18 protein-coding genes are annotated in these 23,102 nt (G+C 67.3%); 1 reads left to right on the plus strand and 17 read right to left on the minus strand.

The features are described from left to right. Positions 1–21 precede the first annotated feature (21 nt). The 13 genes from pelF to GV027_RS10540 form a co-directional block, all read right to left on the minus strand. Complete coding sequence (pelF, locus tag GV027_RS10480; RefSeq protein ID WP_159511831.1) at positions 22–1,533, minus strand: GT4 family glycosyltransferase PelF; 1,512 nt, start codon at positions 1,531–1,533, stop codon at positions 22–24. After that, a complete protein-coding gene (locus GV027_RS10485) occupies positions 1,530–2,444 on the minus strand; it encodes a hypothetical protein (RefSeq protein WP_159511832.1) in 915 nt (304 codons plus the stop codon). Before GV027_RS10485 ends, pelF begins: the two co-directional genes overlap by 4 nt. Continuing rightward, positions 2,441–3,358, minus strand: coding sequence for a hypothetical protein (locus GV027_RS10490; RefSeq protein ID WP_159511833.1), 918 nt, complete (start codon positions 3,356–3,358; stop codon positions 2,441–2,443). The genes GV027_RS10485 and GV027_RS10490 overlap by 4 nt, the downstream gene beginning before the upstream one ends. A 47-nt stretch (positions 3,359–3,405) precedes the next feature. Next, positions 3,406–4,878, minus strand: coding sequence for a hypothetical protein (locus tag GV027_RS10495; RefSeq protein WP_159511834.1), 1,473 nt, complete (start codon positions 4,876–4,878; stop codon positions 3,406–3,408). Further along, a complete protein-coding gene (locus tag GV027_RS10500) occupies positions 4,875–6,596 on the minus strand; it encodes a tetratricopeptide repeat protein (RefSeq protein ID WP_159511835.1) in 1,722 nt (573 codons plus the stop codon). The genes GV027_RS10495 and GV027_RS10500 overlap by 4 nt, the downstream gene beginning before the upstream one ends. Then, entirely contained in the window at positions 6,593–7,489 is an 897-nt protein-coding gene (locus GV027_RS10505; protein ID WP_236559164.1) for an endo alpha-1,4 polygalactosaminidase, read from the minus strand. Before GV027_RS10505 ends, GV027_RS10500 begins: the two co-directional genes overlap by 4 nt. Next, positions 7,486–8,883, minus strand: a complete 1,398-nt coding sequence (gene pelG, locus GV027_RS10510; RefSeq protein ID WP_159511836.1) for an exopolysaccharide Pel transporter PelG — start codon at positions 8,881–8,883, stop codon at positions 7,486–7,488. The genes GV027_RS10505 and pelG overlap by 4 nt, the downstream gene beginning before the upstream one ends. A gap of 24 nt (positions 8,884–8,907) precedes the next feature. Further along, positions 8,908–12,303, minus strand: a complete 3,396-nt coding sequence (locus tag GV027_RS10515; RefSeq protein ID WP_159511837.1) for a M10 family metallopeptidase C-terminal domain-containing protein — start codon at positions 12,301–12,303, stop codon at positions 8,908–8,910. 260 nt (positions 12,304–12,563) lie between these two features. Further along, positions 12,564–13,190 (minus strand): energy transducer TonB, encoded by a 627-nt coding sequence (locus tag GV027_RS10520; protein WP_056408565.1) that lies wholly within the window; start codon positions 13,188–13,190, stop codon positions 12,564–12,566. Positions 13,191–13,532: 342 nt separating this feature from the next. Further along, positions 13,533–13,952: a hypothetical protein gene (locus GV027_RS10525; RefSeq protein ID WP_159511838.1), complete on the minus strand. Its 420-nt coding sequence runs from the start codon at positions 13,950–13,952 to the stop codon at positions 13,533–13,535. A gap of 223 nt (positions 13,953–14,175) precedes the next feature. Beyond that, positions 14,176–15,045 (minus strand): alpha/beta hydrolase family esterase, encoded by an 870-nt coding sequence (locus GV027_RS10530; RefSeq protein WP_159511839.1) that lies wholly within the window; start codon positions 15,043–15,045, stop codon positions 14,176–14,178. A 111-nt stretch (positions 15,046–15,156) separates the two neighbouring features. Next, positions 15,157–15,438 carry a hypothetical protein gene (locus GV027_RS10535; RefSeq protein WP_159511840.1) on the minus strand — a complete coding sequence of 94 codons (282 nt, stop codon included), beginning with the start codon at positions 15,436–15,438 and terminating at the stop codon, positions 15,157–15,159. Between the two features lie 187 nt (positions 15,439–15,625). Then, positions 15,626–16,261, minus strand: coding sequence for a TetR/AcrR family transcriptional regulator (locus GV027_RS10540; RefSeq protein WP_159511841.1), 636 nt, complete (start codon positions 16,259–16,261; stop codon positions 15,626–15,628). A 64-nt stretch (positions 16,262–16,325) separates the two neighbouring features. Here GV027_RS10540 and GV027_RS21805 point away from each other — a divergent pair, with 64 nt between their 5' ends. Further along, positions 16,326–18,794, plus strand: a complete 2,469-nt coding sequence (locus GV027_RS21805) for an alpha/beta fold hydrolase (RefSeq protein WP_159511842.1) — start codon at positions 16,326–16,328, stop codon at positions 18,792–18,794. 28 nt (positions 18,795–18,822) lie between these two features. Here the strand turns inward: GV027_RS21805 and GV027_RS10550 are convergent, their stop codons facing one another. The 4 genes from GV027_RS10550 to GV027_RS10565 form a co-directional block, all read right to left on the minus strand. After that, complete coding sequence (locus GV027_RS10550; protein ID WP_159511843.1) at positions 18,823–20,559, minus strand: hypothetical protein; 1,737 nt, start codon at positions 20,557–20,559, stop codon at positions 18,823–18,825. A gap of 11 nt (positions 20,560–20,570) precedes the next feature. After that, entirely contained in the window at positions 20,571–21,656 is a 1,086-nt protein-coding gene (locus tag GV027_RS10555; protein ID WP_159511844.1) for a protein-glutamate methylesterase/protein-glutamine glutaminase, read from the minus strand. 3 nt (positions 21,657–21,659) lie between these two features. Further along, positions 21,660–22,514, minus strand: coding sequence for a CheR family methyltransferase (locus GV027_RS10560; protein WP_443029554.1), 855 nt, complete (start codon positions 22,512–22,514; stop codon positions 21,660–21,662). A 90-nt stretch (positions 22,515–22,604) separates the two neighbouring features. Continuing rightward, a complete protein-coding gene (locus tag GV027_RS10565) occupies positions 22,605–23,081 on the minus strand; it encodes a chemotaxis protein CheW (protein WP_031439691.1) in 477 nt (158 codons plus the stop codon). Positions 23,082–23,102 lie beyond the last annotated feature (21 nt).

Below are 23,102 nucleotides of genomic sequence, written 5' to 3' on the forward strand. Positions count from 1 at the left end.
GATCCGGCCCACTCGCGTCGGCTACCGCTGGATCAAGGTTTCGTAGAGTTTCGCATAGGCCCCGATGATCGTGTCGTGATCATAGTCGCGGCGGACGCGTTCGCGCATGGTTTCGCCCATTGCCGATCGCATTGCCGGATCGCCCGCGATCGCGAGGATCCCCGCCGCGGTCGCTGCCGGATTGACCAGCGGCGTGACGATGCCGCCATGGCCTAAGTCCGCCCCGCCGCGTCCCTCGATCATCTCGCGGCAGCTGCCGACGTCGGGCGCGACGACCGGAATCCCGCAGGCGCCGCCTTCCAGGATCACCAGCGGTTGCGCTTCGGAAAGGCTGGTGAGCACGAGCAGATCGATCTTTGCCATCCAGTCCTCGATCCGCACGCGCCCGGCGAAGTGGAAGACCGGCGACAGGCCCAGATCCTCGACCAGTCGCGAGCATTCCGCGGCATATTCCGGGTCCTCGTCCTCGGGGCCGAGCACGACGAAGCGGATGTCGGGGCGTTCGGCATTCGCGATCGCGGCGGCGCGGATGAACGTCTTCACGTCCTTGATCGGGACCACGCGGCCGAGCAGCGCGACCAGCGGGTGTGCCGGATCGCGCTGGTCGGGGAGTGCGGCGAACCGCTTCGAATCGATCCCGTTGGGAATGACGCGGACCCGGTCGGCGGCGGCACCCAGCCGGCGCTGGACCGCCGTATTCTCGCCGTACAGCGCGACAATCGGATCGCAGCTGTCATAGCAGGCGGTCGCATAGCTGGTGAAGGCCCGGACCCAGAGGTCGCGCAGATCGCGCACGCTGCGTTCGAGCTCGAGCCCGGTGTCGACCTGATCGCCGATCCAGTCCGCCATCATCACCTCGATCTGGCGTTCGAGCAGGTAGATGCCGTGTTCGGTGATGAACGCCGGGCGCCCGGTCTCGCGCGCGGCGCGGGCGGCGAGCAGGCCTGCGAAGCCGGTCGAGATCGTGTGATAGGCCTTGGCGCGCGGCAGGGGCGCGGTCAGCACCGCGAGCAACCCGCCGAGCAGCACGCGCATCGCCCAGAAATAATGGTGGAACGAGGCCTTCGGCAGCATCGCCTGATAATGGCGCCTGAGCCGCGCGAAGACGGCCGGGTGCGACAGTATGTCACCGGGGGCAAGCGGTCGCGCGATACCGCCGATCACGTCGATCAGCGTCGCTAGCCGCTCCGCGCCACCGGTCGCGACGAACGCGACCAGCGCGTCGGCGATCGGCACCGCGATCCGATCCGGGATCGCGCGCGGCATCGCCGGCGCGGGCGCCAGGCCGATTTCGACCACCGCGACGACGTTGGGCGGTGGGGCGAGCTGGAACGCGAGCAGCCCTGCACCCGGCTTGATCGCGGCGATCACGAACCGGACGTCGGGCAGATGCGTGATCAGATCCTGCAGCCAGCCGGATACGCCGCCGATCACATAGGGATAGGCGCCCTCGACGATCAGGCACATGTCGGCGTCCGGAACGTCGAGCGGCGCGTGCCGGGACGTCTCGGTCAGGGCGGACAGCGGGATCATGCCACCGCGCCCGTCAGCCACCAGTTCGCCAGCGTCGATGCGCCGCGGTCGTTCGCGCCGGTCGGACCATCGGCCCGGTCCGTCGACGCCTGGATCGCGGTCGCCATCCAGTCGATCGCGTCATAATCGCCCGCAGCCCAGAACGCCTCGATCATCAACGCATCGCGCGTGTCCGCATGCCGTTCGTCCGCCCCGTCAGATACTGCAGCGGCCATCGTCGCAACCGCGTCCTCGCGCAGGTGGAGGCGCTGCGAGTCGGACAGCAGCACGTCCGAACGCGCGTGATCCCCGAGCAGCCGCGCCAGATTGGTCGCAGCGTCCGGATCGCCGCCATCGGCAACGCGGGCCGACAGCCGTGCACGGGCGAGCACCAGATTTTCCGCGACCCGCGCCGACGCGGCCGCCGCAAGCGCGCGGATCGTCTGGTCGCTATCGGTCAGCGCCAACGCGATGAGCGGCGACAGCGCGGGCTCGAAGGACCGCACCACGGTCTCCAGTGCGCGCCGCCGCTCGGCGACCGCGCCGTGACGCATGATCGTGACGAGCGAGCTCAGCGTATCGGGGGTGGCGTGATGAACCCGCCCGTCGAGCATGCGTGCGACCGCGAGACGCGCGCCGCGCTGTGCGGAACGCCCGGCAACAGGGCCGAACATCTCGTCGTCGCTCCGGTAGGCGGCGGGTCTGACGAAGCGAGCAAGGGGCAGGGCAACAAGCAGGCCAAGCGGGCCCATCACACTGAGCATCGCCGCCGCAAAACCAGCCACCGCACCGCTGCGGAGCCACAAAGTGAGCCCAATTCCGCTAGCCACGGCATGGACTGCGAGCGCCCAGCCGGCCGCAAGTTCGGAAAGCCAGCACGCCGTCAGGACGACCATCTCCAGCAGCGCGAGCGCAGTGAGGCGGCGGATCACGCGACCAGCCCGGCGGCCCTGACCGGCCGCTGGGTCGCGTGCAGCGTATCGGCGAGCAGCGGCGTCAGCCAGGCGGCGATCTCGGTCAGTTCGGCGGTACGGCTGGCGTTCAGCGTCTCGAACGGCAGCGCGTGGAGGACCAGGCACCCGACAAGCTTGCCGGTCTTCGGATCGGGCAGGGCGATCGCGGCGACGCCGATACCATCGAGCACGATCCTATCGGTGCGCCTCGCGACGTGCAGCATCCCCTGCGACCGTGCCATCCGCTCCATCAGGGGAGCTGGCAGGGTGTCGCGCCGTCCCGCGGTGACCGGTCCGCGGATCCATGCGCGCGCCTCGTCACCGGTCATGCGGTAACAGGTGAAGTCGGGGGTCCGCGCGGCAAGCGCGATCAATTCGCCGATCGCGCCACGTCGTTCAGCCAGGTCCTGCGAACAGAGTCGCGCGGCCGTCTCGATCGCATGGCCGACGGTATGCGCCTCGGTCGCGATCTGCACCTGCAACAGCCGGTTGGTCCGCGACAGCGCCGCAAACGCCTCGGTCAGCCGCGCCAGGTTCCGCGCCGCGACCCCGCCGCGCTTTTCCAGCCGATCGTGCCGTGCGGTCCGCATGATCGTCACTTCGCCGATGACTCCGGCAGCGACGAACCACATCAACGGCTGGAGTGAGAGATGGAACAGATGGTCGAGATAGTCGCGCGCGCCCGTGTCGTCGTGTACATGCGCGAGCCATAGCCCCGACGCGATGGCGGCGGCGAGGACGCCGGGGCCGGTGCCATAGGCGAGCGCCATGACCAGCACCGGCAGCCAATAGGGGTTGGGCTGGGCGCGCGTGAACCCGGTTTCGCCCGTCAGCCACCAGTCGAACGCAGCCAGCACGGCGAAGGTGAGGGTGATCTCCAGCGCGATGCGCACGGGGCGTCGCCACCGGGTCTGCCATTTTGGCGCAGAGTCGTCGTGCGTCACTGCGTATCCCCGAGGCTGCGTGTCAGCAGCGCGCGCGCATAGAGCTGGCGGCCGGCAAAGCCCTGCCGTGCGATCGACGTGATGCCGCCGCTGCCCTCGACCCGCCACGCGACCGCGATCGGGGCGGCGAGACCCAGGCTGGCGGTGGGGCCATCGCCGCCGAACCGATCGACGGTCCAGCCGACCAGCGCAGTCATCTGCACCGCGCCGACCGCGCCGCTGGCAAGGCCCTGGATGGTGTGGTTCTCGCGGGTGGCCAGCGGAATGACGGCAAGACGGTCTGCGCCAAGCTGCATACGCTGAACATATTCCGCGTCGAAGCGGTAGGTCAGCCCGAGCGCCGGGAACTGGCGGCGAATGAGATAATCCACCCCGGCGCTCGCGACGATGGTGTCGCTTGCACCGCTACCGGTTGCGAGGCCGTACCGGTAGGCGCCGAAATCTCCTTGCGCGACCACGCCCGGCGTCAGGCGGTAGGTGACGCCGACCAGCGCGCGCGAGAGATATCCTCCCGCCAGCACCTGCGCCGGGGTCGAATAGTCCGGCATGTGGCGGCTCAAGGTCGCGCGGAACTGAGCGTCGGCGGCCCCTGCCGTAATCCTGGCACCGCCACCCGTCACCGCATCGTCGAGCGCGGCGGAGGCGAAGAGCTGGATGCGGACCGCGCCGTCGAACGCTGCGGCCAGCGAGGCGTCGACGACGGTGTCGCCGGATCGCACGGTCGGCGCGGCGGTGGCGACGTTGCTGACGAGATGGCGAACGCCGCCTCCCCCGTCGAGCGTGCCGCCGACCGCTGTGTCGATCCGCGCGGCAAACTCTGTCTGCGCGAGGTCGCTGCCGTCACGCGCGGTGACGCCGATGCTGGCGGTCCCCGCCGCGGCGGCGATCGTACGCCGTGCGGTCAGGTCGTCCGCCGCTAGCGCGCGGTACGCGCGGGCCGCGCCGCGCACGTCGCCCTGGGCGAGACGCGTCTCGGCCAGCAGACGGGCGGCGCGTCGGTCGGCCGGATAGCGATGTGCGAGCCTGGTCGCCGCGCGCAGGGCCGATCCCGGATAGCCGGCAGCCACGTCCGCCTCGATTGCGGCCAGTGCGGCGTCGGACGCGCTGTCGTCGGCGGCTTCGAGCAGCGCGCCGTCCGCGGGCGGAGAGAAGGCGAGTGCGACGACCGGGCCCGTCTGCCGCCAGCGCATCGTCCATCCCGCCGCGGGACGGAGGACCAGGCTGTCGTCGTTCCAGCGCAGATCGCCGATCGCGTCGCCCGCCGCCTCGCGGAACGCGGCGAGCCGCGCCGGCGCGATCGGTCGATCGAACCGCGCGACCAGTTCTCCGTCACGATCCTCGATCCGGACGACGGCATCGTCGGGCCAGGCGAGCCGGGACTCGGGCGTGACGATCCGGCCATCCGCAAAGACGGTCCGGGGTATGGTCAGCACCGGCGCATCCGCGAGGCAGAAAAACAGGATGATCACTGCGCCAGCACCGTCCGCGCCCGGCCCGGCTGGCCTTGCGTGATCAGCAGCCGGGCGTGGAGCGCGGCGAGCGATCGGTCCTGCGGCGTTTCGGATCGCAGCGTCTCGACCAATCTTACTGCCTCGTCCCGCCGACCGAGCTTCTCGAGCACTTCCGCGCGTGCCCTGCTGTCGGCGGGCGACTGGGCGAGCGCGCGTTCAAGCCAGGGGCGTGCGCCACGCACGCCACCGATCCGCGCCTGCACGTCGGCCATCAAGCGCAGCGCGGGCAGATCGGTCGGGGCGGTCGCGAGATGCGCGTCGAGCCATTGTCCCGCAGCCTTCGCATCGCCCGCGTTCCACGCTGCCCAGGCGAGATCGAGCTGATCGCGCGGCGCAGCAATCCCGGCCGCGACACGGCGTTTCGTGATCGTCGCCGCCTGTGCCGGATCAATCCGCGCGGGCGCCGCAGCGGACACGGCGCGGACCTGATCGGGGGATAGCGCGCGGCCGTCGAGCAACGCGGTCAGCACCGTTCGACCGGCGGCGTCATTGCCAGTCGTGCGCGCCAGCGACAGCCGCATCAGCATCACATCGGTCTCGTCCGCGAGCGGATGCCGGGACAGGAACACCAGCGCAGCGCCCGGTTGATCGCGTTCGGCATAGCTGGCCAGCCAGCTGCGCTGCCGGGTCGCGCTGCCTTGCAGGCTCTGCTGTTTCAGCCAGGCGAGATCGTCGGATCCGGGACGCGGACCCATCAGGTACAGCAGGCGCTGCGCGGCCGGCGCGGTCGGTGCGAGCCCGGCCGCCGCACGCCGCAGCACCGCCGTCGCATCCCCGCGATACCCGGCCGCGACCAGCCGCTCCGCAATCTGCTCGAGCGGCGCACCGGGCGCGGCCGCATCTGCGAGCAACTCGGTCCGCAGACCGGCGCGGTCGCCCGCTTCGGTCAGGATGGCCTCGCGCGCCGCCTGACGCTGCTCAACCGGAAGATAGCCGGCTGCCCGCAAGCCTGCGGCGGTATCCTTGGAACGCGCCGCCACCCGGATGGCGAGCCAGGGGTCTGCGGCGCGCCAGTTCGCGGTCGTCGCGGTGTCGAGCAGCGCGATAAGGTCGCGCCGTCCCGCCTTGTCGGCCCGCCGCGCGAGATCGAGCGCCAGCGCGGTATCGGGCGGCGGGATAACGTGGTTCGCCGCCGCCACGATCACCAAGTCTGGCCGATCGATCGCATAGGCCGCCGCGACGATGTCCGCGGCGGGCAGGGCGCCTTGCTTCTCCGCCGCCCGCGCGACCAGCGCGGCGGCGTTCGCATCGCGTCCGGTCCGGTGAAGCAGGTCGATGCGGAGCCGCCACGTCGCTGCGGTCGCACCATCCGGCCGGGCCGCAAGATAGTCGAGCGCGACCTCCGGTCGCTTCGCAGCGACCAGATCATAGGCGACCTGCAGCGTGGACACCGGCTGGCCCTCTGCGATCAGCCGCGTCGTGAGCGCGGCGAGCGTCGCTGCGTCCGCGGTCGCGATCTGCGCCGTGATCGACGGATGCGCAGGCGGCAGCACCGGCGATGCTGGCGCCGGCATCGAACTGCGCGTGGCCAAAAAAGGCACCGGCTGCGCCCGACGAAGGGCGGGAAGGATCTCGCGCTCCTTCGGCAACAGCATCAGCCCGCCCGCGAGCAGACCGATCCCGGTCAGCGCAGGCAGGAGGAGCGCAAGCCGTGCGCGGTGGCGGTCGATCCTCACCCGGCAGGTTCCGGCATGAGGCGGTCGAGCGCAAGGGTCGCGACATAGGGGCTGAACCCCGCCGCCCGCTCGCGCGCATACAGCGCCGCGACCTGTTTCGTATCCGCCGGATCCCAGTAATCCAGCGTCATCAGCGACAGCGCCGGGTTCCGCGCCTGTGCGGTGCGCAGGCGACCCGCTTGCCAGGACCAGTCCGAATCGCTCAGCAACTCATAGTGTTTGGCAGCAAAATTCCACCGCGACGCCATCGCCTCGCCGAGCAGATAGTCGATCTTCGGCGCGACGTCGGGCAGCAGCGCATAGCCGCGGTTGAGCATGATGCGGATCTTGGGGAAGCGGGCGCGCACGGCGGCGATCAGCGATACGCCTGCCGCTACCATGCCCTTGTTGGCCACCGGATCCTGTTGTTCCATCGCCTCGGCATTATCCATCGTATCGATGAAGATTCCGTCATAGCCGAGCGCGAGGATCGCGGGGACGAGCCGGTCGAGCACCGCTGCCCGCCACGCCGGATGACGCAGGTCGGCGAGCCGCGCATCGGGCCAGTTGGGGTTGGCGGCTTTGAGCGCGCCGGCCTTGTCCAGCCCGGCGAAATAAGGTCGGTTGCGTTCGACTTCCCCGAAGCTGACATAGCCGAGCAGCGTGCTGCCAAGGCCACGAAGCGGCGCGATCGGGCGCGCATGATGCGGCTCGAGGACCAGCAGCGCGCAGCCGCGTGCCAGCACGGGATCAGTCGCGGCACCGTAATCGACGCCCCAGCGCACCGCAGCGTTCGCGGACGGTCCGGGCGCAGCGTCCGACTGGTGGCGGCCGCCCAATGCCCAGCCGGCTGCGCCGAGCGCGAGGAGCCTCTGGACCACCCCGCGGCGGCGCATATCCGTAAATCCCGTCACAACAGACGTCCTCCATGCCCCACGACGGAGGGATTGTTGCCGACGAACAGCAGATAGGTGAGGTTGACCGTGGCTTCAGCGACCAGCGCGAGGCCGACTGACGCCCCGACGACGGCGCCGGCCATATAGCCCCAGCCGAACGCTGCGAACCCCGTGTCCCATTGGAGAAGTGTCGCAAGTCCGCTGCCAATCGCGAAAGCGGTCCAGGTCACGAGGATCCGCCCGAACAGGTCATAATAGGCGAGCACGACCGTGGCCGCGATCACCACGAGGTGGAAGACGGTGCCGAGCGCGGTCTGGCGAAACGCGAAGACCGCGCGTGCGTCCGCGCCGATCAGCTCGAACAGCGGCACCGCGAACACCCAGGCGAGCGCCGCGACGAGGGCCTGTACGAGCAACATGATCCGCAGCCCGTCGAACATCGTCCGCGCGAGGTCACTGCGCGCCTCCTCGATACGCTGCAGCGTCGAGGTGCCGGTACACCGGACGATCATGTCGCCGAATGCGCGATCGAACCGCGTCTCGGCGACGATCAGCAACAGCGTCAGGCCCGGCACCATCGTCAGCAGCCCCAGAAAACTGCCCTGATCGTTGATCGGGTTCAGCCGGAGCAGCCCGATCGCGCGAATGCTCTGCGGCCCCGTCCACAGGAGCCATTTGTCGATCCAGATCGCGGCGACCCCGGCAATGCCCGCCGCGGCGACGATCCATGCGAGGCGCGGCGCCATCGCGTCCCGCAACGGCAAGACGGGCGTGGCGGAGAAATGTCGGCGGATCACCGCCAGGATCGCGGCGAGCGCCAGGCCAACGCCCCCGGCAATGACTGCAAGCACGGCAGAGACGTCGGGCCTTGGCAGGAGCGCCAAGAGCAGCGTCGCGACGCCGATGCCGAGCAGATAGGTCAGCGGAATCGCACGGTACCGGCGCAGCGCGGTAAGCAAGGGCGCGGCGATCCAGACCTGTGTCAGCCAGGCGAGGATCAGCGTCGCGAGCGCGGCCTCGCCAATTGGAAGTCCGGCAAGGGTTCCGAACACGATCGCCCCGATCGCCAGCGCGATCCCGCCGCCGGCCGCGAGCGCGACCAGCATGATGCCCGATACGCCGCCTGCGTCCCGCGCGAAGATCCGATCCGCGGCCATCCGCGTCGCGAGTATGCCGACCGGCGCCGCGGCCAGCGCGGACAGGCTGAACGCATAGACAAGGATCGTCTGGACGGTCCGCGCGCCGCGCGCGCCGAGATGCGTGCCCAACCAGTGGGTGAGCAACGCCATCGCGACCGCGGTGATCAACCACGGTCCCGCGCTGATCACCGCACCGAATGCAGCGGCGCCGACGATTCCGCCGACACCGCCCTCGCGCGCGGTTTTCGCTAACTGGAAGCCTATGCCCGCCATAACTTCGCCGGCCTATGGCCCAGCTTACATGAAGAAATCGTTCGCGGTCAGCACGTGTTGACCGGCCAGCGCGATCGAGAAATCAGCGCCCGCACCGCTGTCGATATTGCCCTCGACCACGGTGAATTCCTTCCCGCCGATCATCTGGTAGCTGTAGCGCAACTGCCCCGGCGCGGTGAAGCGCGCGCTCGTGCCGATGAAGCTGAACGCCTGATCGCCGCGCGCGAACAGCGACGTGTTGGCGTCGATCATCGACAGGTCGATCTTGTCCTGCCCGACGGTGAAGTCGGTGATCACGTCGCGCGACGCCGATGCTAGGCTGTCGCCCCTGGCCTCGAACCGGAAGATGTCCGCGCCGGCACCGCCGGTCATCATGTCCAAGTCGTCGCCACCGATCAGGATGTCGTTGCCGTCGCCGCCGCTCAGGATATCCCTGCCATTGCCGCCGATCAGCGTGTCATTGCCCGCGCCGCCGTTGAGCGTGTCGTTGCCGAGCCCGCCAATGAGCCGGTCGTTGCCGCCGAGCCCGTTGAGCACGTCATTGCCCCAGCTGCCGTCAAGCACATCCTGCTCGCTGGTGCCGTTGATCGTCTCGGAGAAAATCGTCCCGGTCTTCGTGATGCCGACCACGTCCGTCACGCCGATCGTCAGCGTCTGCGTATCGATCGCGCCGCGTGCGTCGGTCGCGACCACCGTCACGCCGTATATATTGTCGCGATTGGCATCGGTCGGTGCCTCGAAATCGGGCGCGTTGACGAACTTGAGCACACCGGTCGTCGCGTCGATCGAGAAATTCGCGCCGTCGCCGCCCGCACCGATCGAATATTTGATCGAATCGCCCCAGACGATGTTGGCGTCGGTCGCGGTGATCGTGGTCAGTGCCGTGCCGTTCTCGGCGATCGACAGCGATCCCGTCGTCCCGCCACCGAACGACGTCAGTACCGGATCGACATTGGCCTGATGACCGATCTTCACATCGTGAACGCCGATCGCGCCGAGGTCGATGGTCAGGATCTCGCCGATCTGGCTGGCGATCGTCCCGCCGCTCACCGTCGTCCAGTCGGTGCCGGGCGCCTTCAGATCGACGGTGACTTTGCCCTCGCCCTCGACCGTGAACGCCAGGTCGCGTCCGTCGCCGCTCAGTGTCGTCAGCGTCGCGCGCATCGGCAGCGCGGTGATGTGGGTCACGTCGTCCGCCACCGCGCCCATCGTGATCGCATAGGTCCCGCCCGCCTTGGGCAGGAACACGGTGTCCGCGTCATAGGCGTACCAGCCCGCGACACCCTTGATCACTTGGCCGCTGCTCTGGCCGTCGACGTCGAGCGAGAAGCTGCCCGTCGTCGCGCCGACCGTCGCGGTGATCGTGTTGCCGACGACGGTCGAGGTGATCGTCGTATTCTGGAACGCGCTGACCCGGCCTGCCAGATCGGCAAGCGTCACGAACTCCACCCCCGCCGCCGCGGCCTGCGCGATGAAGGTGGTGAACATCTGCTTGGTGTACGGGCTGGTCGCGCCGTCGCTCGACCACATGGTCGGGCCGTAATCATGCCACGGCCACACCACGACCGGCGCATCGCCACCGGCGGTCAGCGCGGCGAATTCCTTGGCCCAGATGGCGCTGGCTTCGGCAACGGTCTTCTTCTGGAACTCGATCAGCGAGAAGTCGAACGACGTGTTCGGCGCGATATAAACCTTGTCGTCCGCGGCATTCTGCGGGGTCATGTACCCGACCGCGTTGGGATAACCCGCACCGACGCCCGAATAGCCGCCGCTGAGATAGGTCACGTATTTCAGGATTTCCTGGCTCGTCGCGATCTGCTCGGGCGCGCCCGGTACCGCGGCACCGCCGACCGTCACGGTCTTGCCGAGATACGCGCTCAGCTGCTTTTCCAGCTCGGCACGCGACTGGCCGAACTCGAACGCGATCTGCGCATCGGTCAGCAGATTGGTGTTCTCGGGATGCGTGTAGCTGTGCGAGCCGACCTCGTTGCCGGCATCGAGCAACGCCTTGTAGACGGGCAGCGAGACCGCCCAGTCGGTCGACTGACCGTTCGCGGCATCGTTGCCGACATTGACGTAATAGCTGCCGACGAAATTATAGTCGGTCTTCCATTCGGTGAGGATCGGCAGCAGCTTGTCGTAGATGCCGGGCGCGGTACCCGCCGGATTGACCTCTTCGCGCTCCTGGCTCTGATCCATATCGACGCGCGACGCGAACAGGCCGCTCTGCCGCGTCATCTGCAACCCGACCGACAGACCGTTGCCATGGACCGAATAATCGATCGCCTTCTGGAGCAGATTGTCGTCGGCCATCACCGCTTCGCTCGAGAACAGCACGTTGCGCCCGCCGGTCTGCGTCGCGATCGCCGCCGCATAGGTCTGGCCGTTGACCGTCTCGGTTGCGATCGTCGTGCCGGTTCCGCTGACGCTGGTGAACGCATTCCAGCCGATGCCGGTATATTGGCGGATGACCTGCCCGTCGGCATAGCCGTCGAGCACCAGCTGTGACGTATCGCTCGCCTTGACCGTCACGTCGGCCGGAAAGCCGCCGGTCACGCGCGTCGCGTCGAACAACAGCTTCATCCGCGAATAGGAGTCACCGGCCAGCGCGGCATTGTCCGCGCCGTTGGTCATGAACTCGCCTGCCGCGACCAGGCCGATGCCGAACTGCGTGGTCGCCTGTTCCAGCGTCTGCGCGATCTGGTCGGCCTTGCCCGCCTCGACGTTGCGGAACGACGGGAAGACGATCGTGTCGTATTTCGCGAGCGTCGCCAGGTTGGTGAGATCGCCTTCGGTCAGGATGTCGAACGGCACGCCCGCCTGCATCGCCTGGCTCTGCGCCGCCATGAACAGCTGCGAATAAGCGGTCTTGCTGAAATAGGCGTTGGCGGTCGTATCGGACCAGACGATCGCGATGCGGTGCGAGGGATCGGCAACCACGCCGGTGTCGTTGAACACGGTGAACGCGGGGTTCGAATAGCTGCCGGGCAGGAATGCGGTGTCGTTGACGTCGTATATCGTGTCGATCGCGTTCGGATTGCCGATCGCCGCCTTTGGGACCTTGAATTCGACGGTGGTGCGATCCGCCGACCACGCCGCCTGCAGGCCGCTGGCGATCAGCGTCTGCCCCGCCGCGCCGCTGTACAGCGAGACCGTGCCGTCGGCGGCGAAATTGACGTTGAATTCGGCACCGCCTGCGAACCCGAACACCTGATAGCCGTTGGCGGCGTTGCGATCGGTGTTGAGCCACGCGGTGGTGTTTGCGCCGATCGCGGTCGGCGCGGTCATCGCAAAGGCAAAATCCGCGCCGTCGCTGCGGGCATAGATCGCGTAGCCCGCATCGAGGCCACGGTCGATCCGGTCGCCGGCGGTCCAGTCGTTCAGAGTGCCATCAACGGTCACCGGAGTTGCGTTCGCCATTCTTTGTCCCCGCTTCGGTCACGGGCTTCATGCGAGGGCCAGGCCGCTCGTCATCAAGCTCGAGCGTCAACTAGCGAAGACCGTCGGTCTTTCGAACAACTTAGATGAATGGTTAACGTCGAACTTGTATCACGATGGTACGCGATTACTGGTGGTATACCGGAGCGTCGGGGCGGCGGCGTCATGCGGGCGAAACCGGAAGAATGGCAAAGCGGTGTCAATGGTAACGAACATTGATCACGTGCGCCTATCGGGTCAGGTTAACCCAGTTTAGTCGAGGTGAACTCAATCCGCTGCATGCGAATGACTGGCCACGCCTTGTCGGCCTTGTCCTTGGCCGGTGCGTATCGATAATGCTTTATCATCGAAGAACAGGCGCCGGTATCGAATGGCGCAGAGCCGCTCGACGTTATAACCGAACAGCGTCGGATCGCGCCGTCTTCCCCGACCAGATAGGCCAGGGTGACAGCAACGGACCTCTGCCCCGCCGGCAGCTTCGCGACTTCCAGCACGATGTCTGCCGGCACCTTGGGTGTAGGGGTAGAAGCATCGAAGAAGAGCTCCATGTGCCACCGAACCCGCATCCGGTAGACACCGTACATGGGCGACCCGGTCTCGTCCGTAGCGGGTGCATATTTACCCCGCAGCACCCCGGCTGCACACGCCTTCAGGTCCAGATCCTTGGATCCGCTGGTCGAGACAAGGCCGCACGTCTGAGGTTTTCCAGTCGGATCGATCAGGATCTCGACCACCGTGTAGCCGCTCTTGCCCGTACCGACTGCGCGCGAGACGTAATCGTCGGACGTGAGCATCTCACTCGCGTTGCGGACGATCACGGGCGTCAGCGTGCCCTGTCCCCCCAGCACGAGCATCACCAGCCAGAACATTCGCCTCTCCCCGTTGCGGATAGTGCTTCTTTGTAGCTGGAACCCCGGGCTGTTGACGCTTGCCTCGCTGGTAGGGTCGCCCACCCGACCCGATGCCCGCAGGTGATATTCTTCCCGGCATCGCACCCAACGGCGATCAGGGTTCCGGCAACTGAAGCATGATCATCTGACCCTGCCGCGACCCCGTGGCTCCGCCGGACGAACCGATCGCATTCAAAGGGGGGCCCGTCAGGCGCGGGCGGCATGGTGCGGCGTCCCGTAGCGGCGGAAGACATGGCTCTGTGCGACCCGAGACCGGCGGCTACAGACGCCCCGCTATTGGCGTTTAGGCCCAACGGCACGTCATGGGGCCGGATGACCGTGCGCCATCATGACGTCGAGCTTGCTCTTGGGCATATTGATCAAGAGCCCGTTCTTGTTTTTTGCAAAGGACGGAAAGTCCACCTCGACGCTGCCGATTGCGCTCGACACGACCGCAAAGCCTTTACCGACGGTCTCGATCTTGCCGACGACGAGTCCCTTTGCGTCATGAACTTCCAGCCCCTGCATGATGTCCTTGGGTCCGGCCGGGACCGGCCGCATCGTCAATCGATTGGTGTCGGTAACGCTGACTGCGAAATCCCGGAAATTTTGCTGACGGTTGAATTCCCCCGTACCGCTGTCGTTCGCCCCGACTCCCTGCGCCGAAGGAAATTGTTGTCCCTGGGCTCCGGTTGCCGATGCGAGAACAGATGCGATCATGCCAAGCAAAAGCCCCCGCATTTCATCCCCCCATTATCTTATGCCATCAACTTATCCTGATTTCATACCGCGGACAATAAATCGAGTCGGTTTGGTAGTAATAAGAAGTAGGGCATTCAATACAAAAAAACTGGCAGATTATAACGGCAATCAACTATCGAAATAGGGTTGGGATGGCGAAGTATTTGAATTGGCAAATGAACCGGGAATTGCTGAGACGTCCTGGCAGCGGCCGACCTTTGGCTTAGCGCCGGTGGCGGGAGAAGAACGCCCACATTGCCTCATTGTTGACGACCGACCAGCTATGCGGCCCGCCGCGCGTCACACGCGCCGCGACGCTCGTGCCGTGCTGACAGCGGGCATAGCCCTGTTCGTAAACCGTCGCGCCGAGGTTGCGGGCATAGGGATCCGAGCAGCCGTTCAGCACAGCCCAGCGTTGCAGCGCGGCGGCCTGTGAATATTGCCAATAAGGAGCGCCGCCGCCGGTGATGGGGTTGGTGGTGTCGGCATCGCCGGCGAAGGCGAGAACGGGCAGCGGCGCTGTCGAGCGACACGTCGCGGGATCGGCGAGTGACACATCGGATGCGAGGGGGCGTCCGGCACGCAGTCCGACCACCGGCGCGATCGCGGCGAAACGTCGTGCGCCGACGCAGCCGAGCCAGGACGTCATCCGTCCACCACCCGACAAGCCGGTCGCGTACACCCGCGCGCCGTCGACGCAACCGGTTGCGACAAGCCGGTCGATCAGCCCCGTCAGATACCGGACATCGTCGCGTGCGTCGCGTGCGGGCATGCTGCCCGTGACGGTCGGGACGCCGGGGATGTTCCAGACAAAGCCACGATCCGCGACGATACCGCCATCGGGCGCCGCGACGACGAAGCCGTGGCGATCCGCCGTGTCTGCAAGGTGGCTGTCGCGCAGCATCTCCGCGCCCGTGCCGGTGCTGCCGTGGAGCAGGATCACGAGCGGCACGGGCCCGGTCATGCCCGCGGCAGGAAGGTGAAGCATCGCGCGTTCAGGCAGGGCGTCGATGCTGCCAGGACGGCACTCGGCGCGCGCGACACCCGCAACGAAGCAGAGGGCAAAGGTAATAAGCAGACGAAATACCACCATGTGTCCAATCTCCGACATCAGCCGTTCGCGCTGAAAAGTCCCTGTAATAGCAAGGGACGCGTGTCCAACGCGCATCACCTCCTACGTCGTCGGTGGAGCGAGACCCCAGCGCTAGGATTGCGGCAGGTTGGCGAGGCGGCGTTCCACGCCGTTCCAGAACCGCTCGAGCCGATCGAGCGCGTGTCGCTTGATACGGTTGACCTCGTCGTCGGTCATGACCTGTACCCCGGTTGCGTGAAGGCTGCCGAAATCCTCTAGCATGCGATGCGCCGTAGCCTGACAGGCCCTGACCGGATCAGCGTCGCTGGCGAGCAGCAAGGCATACAGGTTTTCCAGCACGAAGCCCTGTGCAGCCAGAGCGCCGGCCACGGCTTCGGCAAATTCGTCGTCCACTGGGTATCTCCGTCCGCCGTGCCGCGGTGTGTAGCGAAGCGCTAAGCGTTCGGAAACCGCGCAGATCGAGTGTGTTGCAGCGATGACGTCGTCGTCACGACCGCCGCGGAGGATCAGGCGGCTGATGTGGGCGGTGGCAAAGGGCAGGGGGCCTTCTCAGATCGGGTGTTCCGGTGACATCGCGCCGCTAATCATCACCCGCGCGGCTGACCAGCATCCGGCAGAATGGCTCGACCGTGCGCACGACCCGCACCACGGGTTCGTCGCAACCCCGCGCTACCCAGTCGCGCGCCACCGCGAGCAGCCCGTGCATGGCGCCGGCACGGCACAGCGGCTCGATCGAGCCGGGGACATGGGTCGGCACCAGCGTGCCGGCGATCAGGTCGGCGAAGCTGGCCATCGAGCGTTCGAACAGCTCGTCGACGTGCGGGTCGATGCCGGACAATTCCGACAGGAAGACGCGCGCGCTGGCCGGTTCGTCGCGCAGCAGGTCGTAATAGGCGGTCAGCAGCGCGATCAGCCGATCCTGCGGCGTCCCCCCCGCCGCATCGGCCGCCGCGGCGACCCGTTGCGTCACGAACTGCGTGACCTCGCCGAATGTCGCTAGAAGCAGCGCCTCGCTATTAGCGAAGGCTTCGTAGAAATAGCGCGGGGTCAGCCCAGCCGCGCGGCAGACCGCGGTCACCGTCGTGTGCCGATAGCCCTGCTCGCCATACAGCGCGATCGCGGCGCGGATCAGCCGGCTGCGCCGTTCGAGGCGCCGCTCGCTTGCCGATGCACCGCCATAGCGCCGTCCGCCCTGGCTTGCCGCCCTCGATTTCAAGTGATAACTCCTGTTTCCAGATAACGGCGGTTGCTGTCGCACCCTTCTATCGGAGCACTCCGGCATGGCAATTGAGACTGCGTCCATCCCCTCCGGCTCCGGGACCGCGGAAGAGCTCGACATCGTGATCGTCGGTGCGGGTCTGTCGGGGATCGACGCGGGTTATCGCTTCCAGACCGAATGCCCGGGCAAGAGCTACGCGATCCTCGAGGCGCGCGATGCGATCGGCGGCACCTGGGACCTGTTCCGCTATCCCGGCATCCGTTCAGATTCGGACATGTACACGCTCGGCTTCCCCTTCCGCCCCTGGCCGAGCGACCAGGCGATCGCCGGCGGCGACGCGATCCGCGACTATATCGCCGACACGGCGCGCGCATTCGGGATCGATGCGCATATCCGCTTCGGCCGCCGCGTCGTTCGCGCCGCCTGGTCGTCCGCCGATGCGCGCTGGACGGTCGAGATCGAGCGGGACGGCGCGGCGCCCGAGCGGATCGTCTGCCGCTTCCTGTACATGGGCAGCGGCTATTATGATTATGACGCCGGCTTCACGCCGCCCTTCGAGGGGGTCGAGGACTACGCGGGGCAGCTCGTCCATCCGCAGCACTGGCCCGCCGACCTCGACTGGACCGGCAAGCGCGTGGTGGTGATCGGCAGCGGTGCGACTGCGGTGACGCTGGTGCCGTCGCTCGCCGAAAAGGCCGCGCACGTCACGATGCTGCAGCGCTCGCCGACCTATATCGTCTCGCGCCCGTCACAGGACGGCTTTGCGCGGTGGACGCACCGGGTGCTGCCCAAAAGCATTGCCGACAGCGCGACCAAATGGAAGAGCGTCGGACTCGGCATCGCCACCTACGCCTATGCGCGTAAGCGCCCCGATCACATGAAGGCGCTGATCCTGAAGGGCGTCCGCGCGCAGTTGCCCGAGAATTACGAGGTCGAGCGCGATTTCGAACCGCGCTACGATCCGTGGGACCAGCGCATCTGCCTCGTCCCCGATGCCGACCTGTTCGAGGCGATGCGCGGCGGCAAGGCGGAGATCGTGACCGATCACGTCGCCCGCTTCACACCGACCGGCATCGCGCTTCGATCGGGCCGCGAACTGCGCGCCGATATCGTCGTTACCGCCACGGGCCTCGTCCTGCGCCTGCTGGGCGGCGTCGAGCTCGTCGTCGACGGGCAGGTCGTGAACCCCGCCGACCGGTTGATCTACAAGGGTATGATGGTGAGCGACGTGCCGAACCTGGCGCTTGCCTTCGGCTATACCAATGCATCCTGGACGCTGAAATGCGATCTGTCGGCCCGCTACGCCTGCCGCTTGCTGCGGCACATGGACGCGAACGGCTATGATATGTGCACGCCCACGCACGACGACCCCTCGGTGACACCCGAGCCGATGCTCGGCTTCACCTCGGGCTATGTCCAACGCGCCAACGCCATCCTGCCACATCAGGGGTCCAAGGCGCCGTGGAAGGTGCATCAGAACTATGCGCTGGATCTCGCCGCGCTCAAATTCGGCAAACTGGAGGACGGAACGATGCGGTTCGACAAGGCGCGCGGTGCCGCCACTCCGGTGCCGGCCGCGACGCCGCGCTCTGCCGTTTCGATCGGCGCGGTGACGGCCGCGGCGGCGATCGCGGCGGTCGGCGGTCTTGCGCTGTTCGCGAAGCTGAGCCAGCGGCGGACCGAGCGAATGATACCCGCCGACGGCGCCTTCATCGACGTCGATGGCCGCCGGATGCACTATCTCGATCGCGGCACCGGACCGACGATCGTGATGATCCATGGCCTGGCCGGGCAGATGCGCAACTTCAGCTATGCGCTGCTCGACCGCCTCGCGACGGATTACCGCGTTATCCTGGTCGACCGGCCCGGCTCCGGCTATTCGGCGCCCGGCGAGACCGCGAATATCCGCGCGCAAGCCGCCCAGATCGCGCGCTTCATCGCGGCGCTGGAACTCGAGAAGCCACTGGTTGTCGGCCATTCGCTTGGCGGCGCGGTGGCGCTCGCGCTGGCGATCGATCACCCGGAAGCGGTCGGTGGCTTGGCGCTGATCGCGCCGCTCACCCAGCCGCAGGACAGCGCGCCGAGCGCGTTCGCGGCGCTCGCGATCGTCTCCCCCGCCGCGCGCAAGGCGGTGGCCTGGACGCTCGCCACACCCGCCGCCATCCTGGGGGGTGAAAAGGGCGCGGTGGCGGCGTTCGCGCCCGAGCCCGTACCCGCCGATTTCGCGACGCGCGGCGGCGGCGCGCTGGTGTCGCGGCCGGCAAATTTCGAGGCCGCCTCGGCCGACCTCGTCGCCGCGAATGACGACCTGCCCGACATGGTCGCGCGCTATCACGGCCTCTGGCTCCCGGTCGCGATCCTCTATGGCCGCGACGACCGGATCCTCGATCCCGAGGTGCATGGCGCCCGCTTCGCCGACATGGTCCCCCACGCCGCGCTGACGCTGATTGACGGCGGCCACATGATCCCGGTGACGCGGCCCGACGAGACCGCGGCGTGGATCAGGACGCAGGCCGATCGTCTCGGCTGATCGAACCAGTCGAGGACTCGCTTCGACCTCAGAACAGACCGTCGCAGTCGTCGTCTTCCTCTGACATCGCAGCGACCTCGGCTTCGGGCTGGTGCTGGGATGGCGAAAAGCGGGCATGCACCTGGCGTTCGCGTGCCATCGTGTAGAGTGCGTTGATCGCGTGAAAAAGCTGCTCGCCGGTGGTCGAGATGCTCTGGCTCGCTTCGACCAGCGGCATTGCCAGTGCATCCAGTTTCGCGTTGATGCGCGCCAGCGGCTCGGCAAAGGCGGTTTCACAGTCCAGCGTGCTGGTCATCTCCGCGACGATGTCGTGGATCGCCCCCGCATCACGGTCGAGGCCGGACATGCCCTGACGCGTGAGCAACGCCCCCGCGCGAATGACCGCGAGCGCTTCGGGCAACGACCCTGCCGTCGCTTCGTCGCCATCGGGGGGCGAGCCGATCGCGTCGGCGGCGTCGCTCAGCTGTTCGAAGGCGCTGGCGATCGATGCCGAGACAGCCTCTAGGGTGTTGACGGCACAGCGGATCTCGGTCGCGATACGGGCCAGCCCGTCGCCCTCGCGACCCATGCGGAACGAGCGCAGATCGGAATTCCACGCCATGATCCGCACGCCGCTCGTGACCCGGTGGATCGTCGTCAGCCGGTCGCCCAGGCGTCTGACGGTGGAGGAGGCTTCCGATCCCAATTGCGTCGACCGCATGTCGGCGTCGCGCAACTGCGCGGTGACCGCATCGACATCGGCGACGCTTTGCTCGAGCAGTTGCAGGAACGCGCCATCGCTCGTCCGCTCGACGCCGCTCGATTCATGCGGTGCCACCATCGTCGCGACCTGCGTTGCGATCGCGCGGAAATTGCCGCCCAACAGACGCGATTCCTTCTGGAGATCCGCGGCCGCGTCGGCGACCTGTGCCGCGAGCATCGCCATCACTTGGCCTTCGAGCGCGCTGGCGGCAGCCGGGTCGCCCGCGCGATTGAGATCGTCGACCGCCGCACCGAGCAGGCTGCAGGCCTGAGCAACATGTTCGAGCCGCTGCCGGGTGATGTCGCCGATCTGCAACGCGCCGTGCGCTGCAGACAGCTTGCTGCGAATGTCGCGGGCAATCGTTGCGATCGTCTCGGCACGCCGCGCGGCCTCGATCTGGTTCTGCTGGAGTCCGATCGCGTCCGCGGCGAGTTTGTCGGGAACATGCGGGCACAGGCGCGCGCATTCGGACGCCAGCACGCGGTTCACCTCGACGACGCAGGGAACCGTCGATGCGAGCTGCCCGACCTCCTTGCTGATCTCGTGGATTTCGCGTTCGCTGACGTCCAGTTCGGCGACCATCGCGTCGGCGAACTCGGCAAAACCATGCGCGCCAGCGGCCGCGACTTTCAGATACTGCCCGCAGATCTTCAGCAGATCGAGCGTCCGGTCGACCCGCCCGATTTCCGTCTGCACCGTTCCGCTCGCCTGCTGAAGGATGTCGAGCGAATGCTGCCGCGTCCTCTGTCGTGCGGGCAGGCTGGCGAGCTGGTCGGCATTGGCCTGCATCGTCGCAACCGCGCGGTCGGCGGCGTCCCGGTCGAGCGCATTGGTGACGCTTTCGAGGCTGCCGATCAGGTTTCCGACCGTGTCATAGGCCCGTTCCAGCGACCGCCCGGCATCGACGAAGCGCTGGTCGAGCCCGCTCGCCACGCTCTCGAGCTCGGTTGCCAGCACGCTCCAGGCCGGCATTTCGTCGCCGTCCCGATCGGACTCGACAGCCTTGTGTTCGACCCGTGTCATCGTCCTAGCCCCTATTGTGCCGTTGCGTGCAAGACGTCGCGGGCGATGTGATGCAACGGGACGACCCGATCGACGCCGCCCAGCGCGATCGCTTCCTTGGGCATGCCGAAGACGATCGACGTCGCCTCGTCCTGCGCGAAGGTGCGGCCGCCCGCCTGTTTCATCTCGAGCATCCCGCGCGCGCCATCGTCGCCCATGCCGGTCATGATGACGCCGATCGCGTTCGTGCCCGCAGCGGTCGCTGCCGAGCGGAACAGGACATCGACCGACGGCCTGTGGCGCGAGACCAGCGGCCCGTCGCGGACCGCGACGAAATAGCGGGTCCCGCGCCGCTCGATCATCATGTGTTTGCCGCCGGGTGCGATCAGGACCGTGCCGGGCAGGACGGGATCGCCGTCCTCGGCTTCCTTGACGGTCACGACGCACAGCGTGTTCAGCCGATTGGCAAAAGCGCGCGTGAAGTTTTCCGGCATGTGCTGGACCACGACGACACCGGGCGTGGTCGCGGGCAGCGCCGTGAGGACCTCGCGCAGGGCCTCGGTTCCCCCGGTCGACGCGCCGAGGCATACCACGCGCTCGGTCGCGCGGTTCATCACGCGACCGCTCGGGGGCGGCAGGACCGCATCCGCGGTGAGCTTCTGCTCGAGCCGGCCGGGCCGGCTGCCATTGGACGACCGCAGCGAGACCCGCACGCGCGCCGCCGCCTTGATCACGTCGCGGATCTGGAGATTGTGATCGGCGAGGTGCTCGGCGAGCCCGGCACGGGGCTTCACGATGACGTCGACCGCGCCCGCCTCCAATGCCTGCAGCATCGCGTCGGAGCCCTTTTCGGTGACCGACGAGCACATCACCACGGGAAGCGGGCATTGTGCCATCAGCTTCTTCAGGAACGTGATCCCGTCCATGCGCGGCATCTCGACGTCGAGCATCATCACGTCGGGCACTTCGTCCTGGATGCGGCGGGCCGCACTGAACGGGTCGGCGGCGGTGCCCATGACGGTGATCTCTGGGTCCTCCTCGAGGATCGCCGCGAGGGCATGCCGCGCGACCGCGGAATCGTCGACGATGAGCACACGGATTTTTCCGGAGACGGCCATGGATCAGCTCCGCTGGAAAACGGTGTGGGCGACGGGCACGAGCGGCAGGTCGTGCCCCGTGATCGATTCCGAATGACCGAGGAACAGGTAGCCACCCGGCGCGAGCCTGCTGACGAGCTTCGAGACGACCTCATGCTGGGTCTGCTTGTCGAAATAGATGAGGACGTTGCGGCAGAAGATCAGGTGCATCGGCTCGCCCACCGGATAGACCTCGTCCATCAGGTTCAGCCGGGCGAACGCGATCGCCCGGCGCAACTCGGGTATCACGCGGACTTCGCGACGCGCCGGATCACGCGATTCCATCAGATATTTGCGCCGCAGCGCCGCCGGAACGGGCTCGACGAGATCGGCGGGATAGATGCCGCGCCGGGCGATCTCGAGCACCTCGGTGTCCAGATCGGTCGCCAATACGCTGTAGGCGATCCCGCGGCGCGTGGCGGCAAACTGATCGAGCAGCATCGCGATCGTGTAGGGCTCCGGCCCGGTCGAGCAGGCGACGCTCCAGGCACGGATCGTCCGCAGATAGGTCGCTTCCAGGCCGGGGAGGGCGACGTCGCGCAGAAAGTCGAAATGGACCGGTTCGCGGAAGAAGTCCGTCTTGTTGGTCGTCACCGCATTGATCAGGTGGATGCCTTCCTGATCGAGATTATTGTCCGTCAGGACATGGCGACAATAGGCCTCGAGCGTATCGAACCCCAGCGCGCGTTGCCGGCGCCGCAACCGCCCTTCGAGCATCGTCCGCTTGCTCGCCGGCATCCGGATCCCGGCATAGTCGAAGATATAGTCGGCGAGCTGCGCGAACTCGCGCGGGCCGATCTGGTCCGAGGCGCTCGGCGTAGCTTTGACGATCGGGGAGATGAAGGACACGGGAACCAGCTCCAGGATAACGATGGACCGTTCGAGGCGGCACCATGAGGATTGGGTGTCAGGGGTAGTGACGCGACCCCGTCATGCGGCGCTGGCGTGCAGGGCATTGACCTCGGCGCTGGAGAAGATCTGCGCGACATCGACCAGCACGACGAACCCCTCGGTCCGCTTGACCACCCCCGCAATATAGCGCGACGGCCAGCGGACGCCGATATCGGGCGCCGCGCCGATCTGGCCGCGGTCAAAGGTGCTGACCTCCAGCACCCGGTCGACGACGAGCCCTAGGACCAGGTTGCGCCCGTCGACGGGGACATCGATCACGAGGATCCGCGTGCTCGGCGTTGGCGCGACCGGCGGCAGGCCGAGGCGACGCCGCAGATCAATCGTCGTCACGCCCTCGCCGCGCAGATCGGTCAGCCCCAGCAGATAATCGGGGCCGTTCGGGATGTGAAAGGTCTCGCTCCAGTCGAGGATCTCGCGGACCAGCGTGACGGGCACCGCGAAGGTTTCGGCACCCAGCCCGAAGGTCACGGCCTGCAGCTCTCCGGCGACGCTCATGCCGCGTACCCAGCACAGGCA

The sequence above is a fragment of the Sphingomonas sp. T1 genome, from assembly GCF_902506585.1.
Taxonomy (GTDB): Bacteria; Pseudomonadota; Alphaproteobacteria; order Sphingomonadales; family Sphingomonadaceae; genus Sphingomonas; species Sphingomonas aerolata.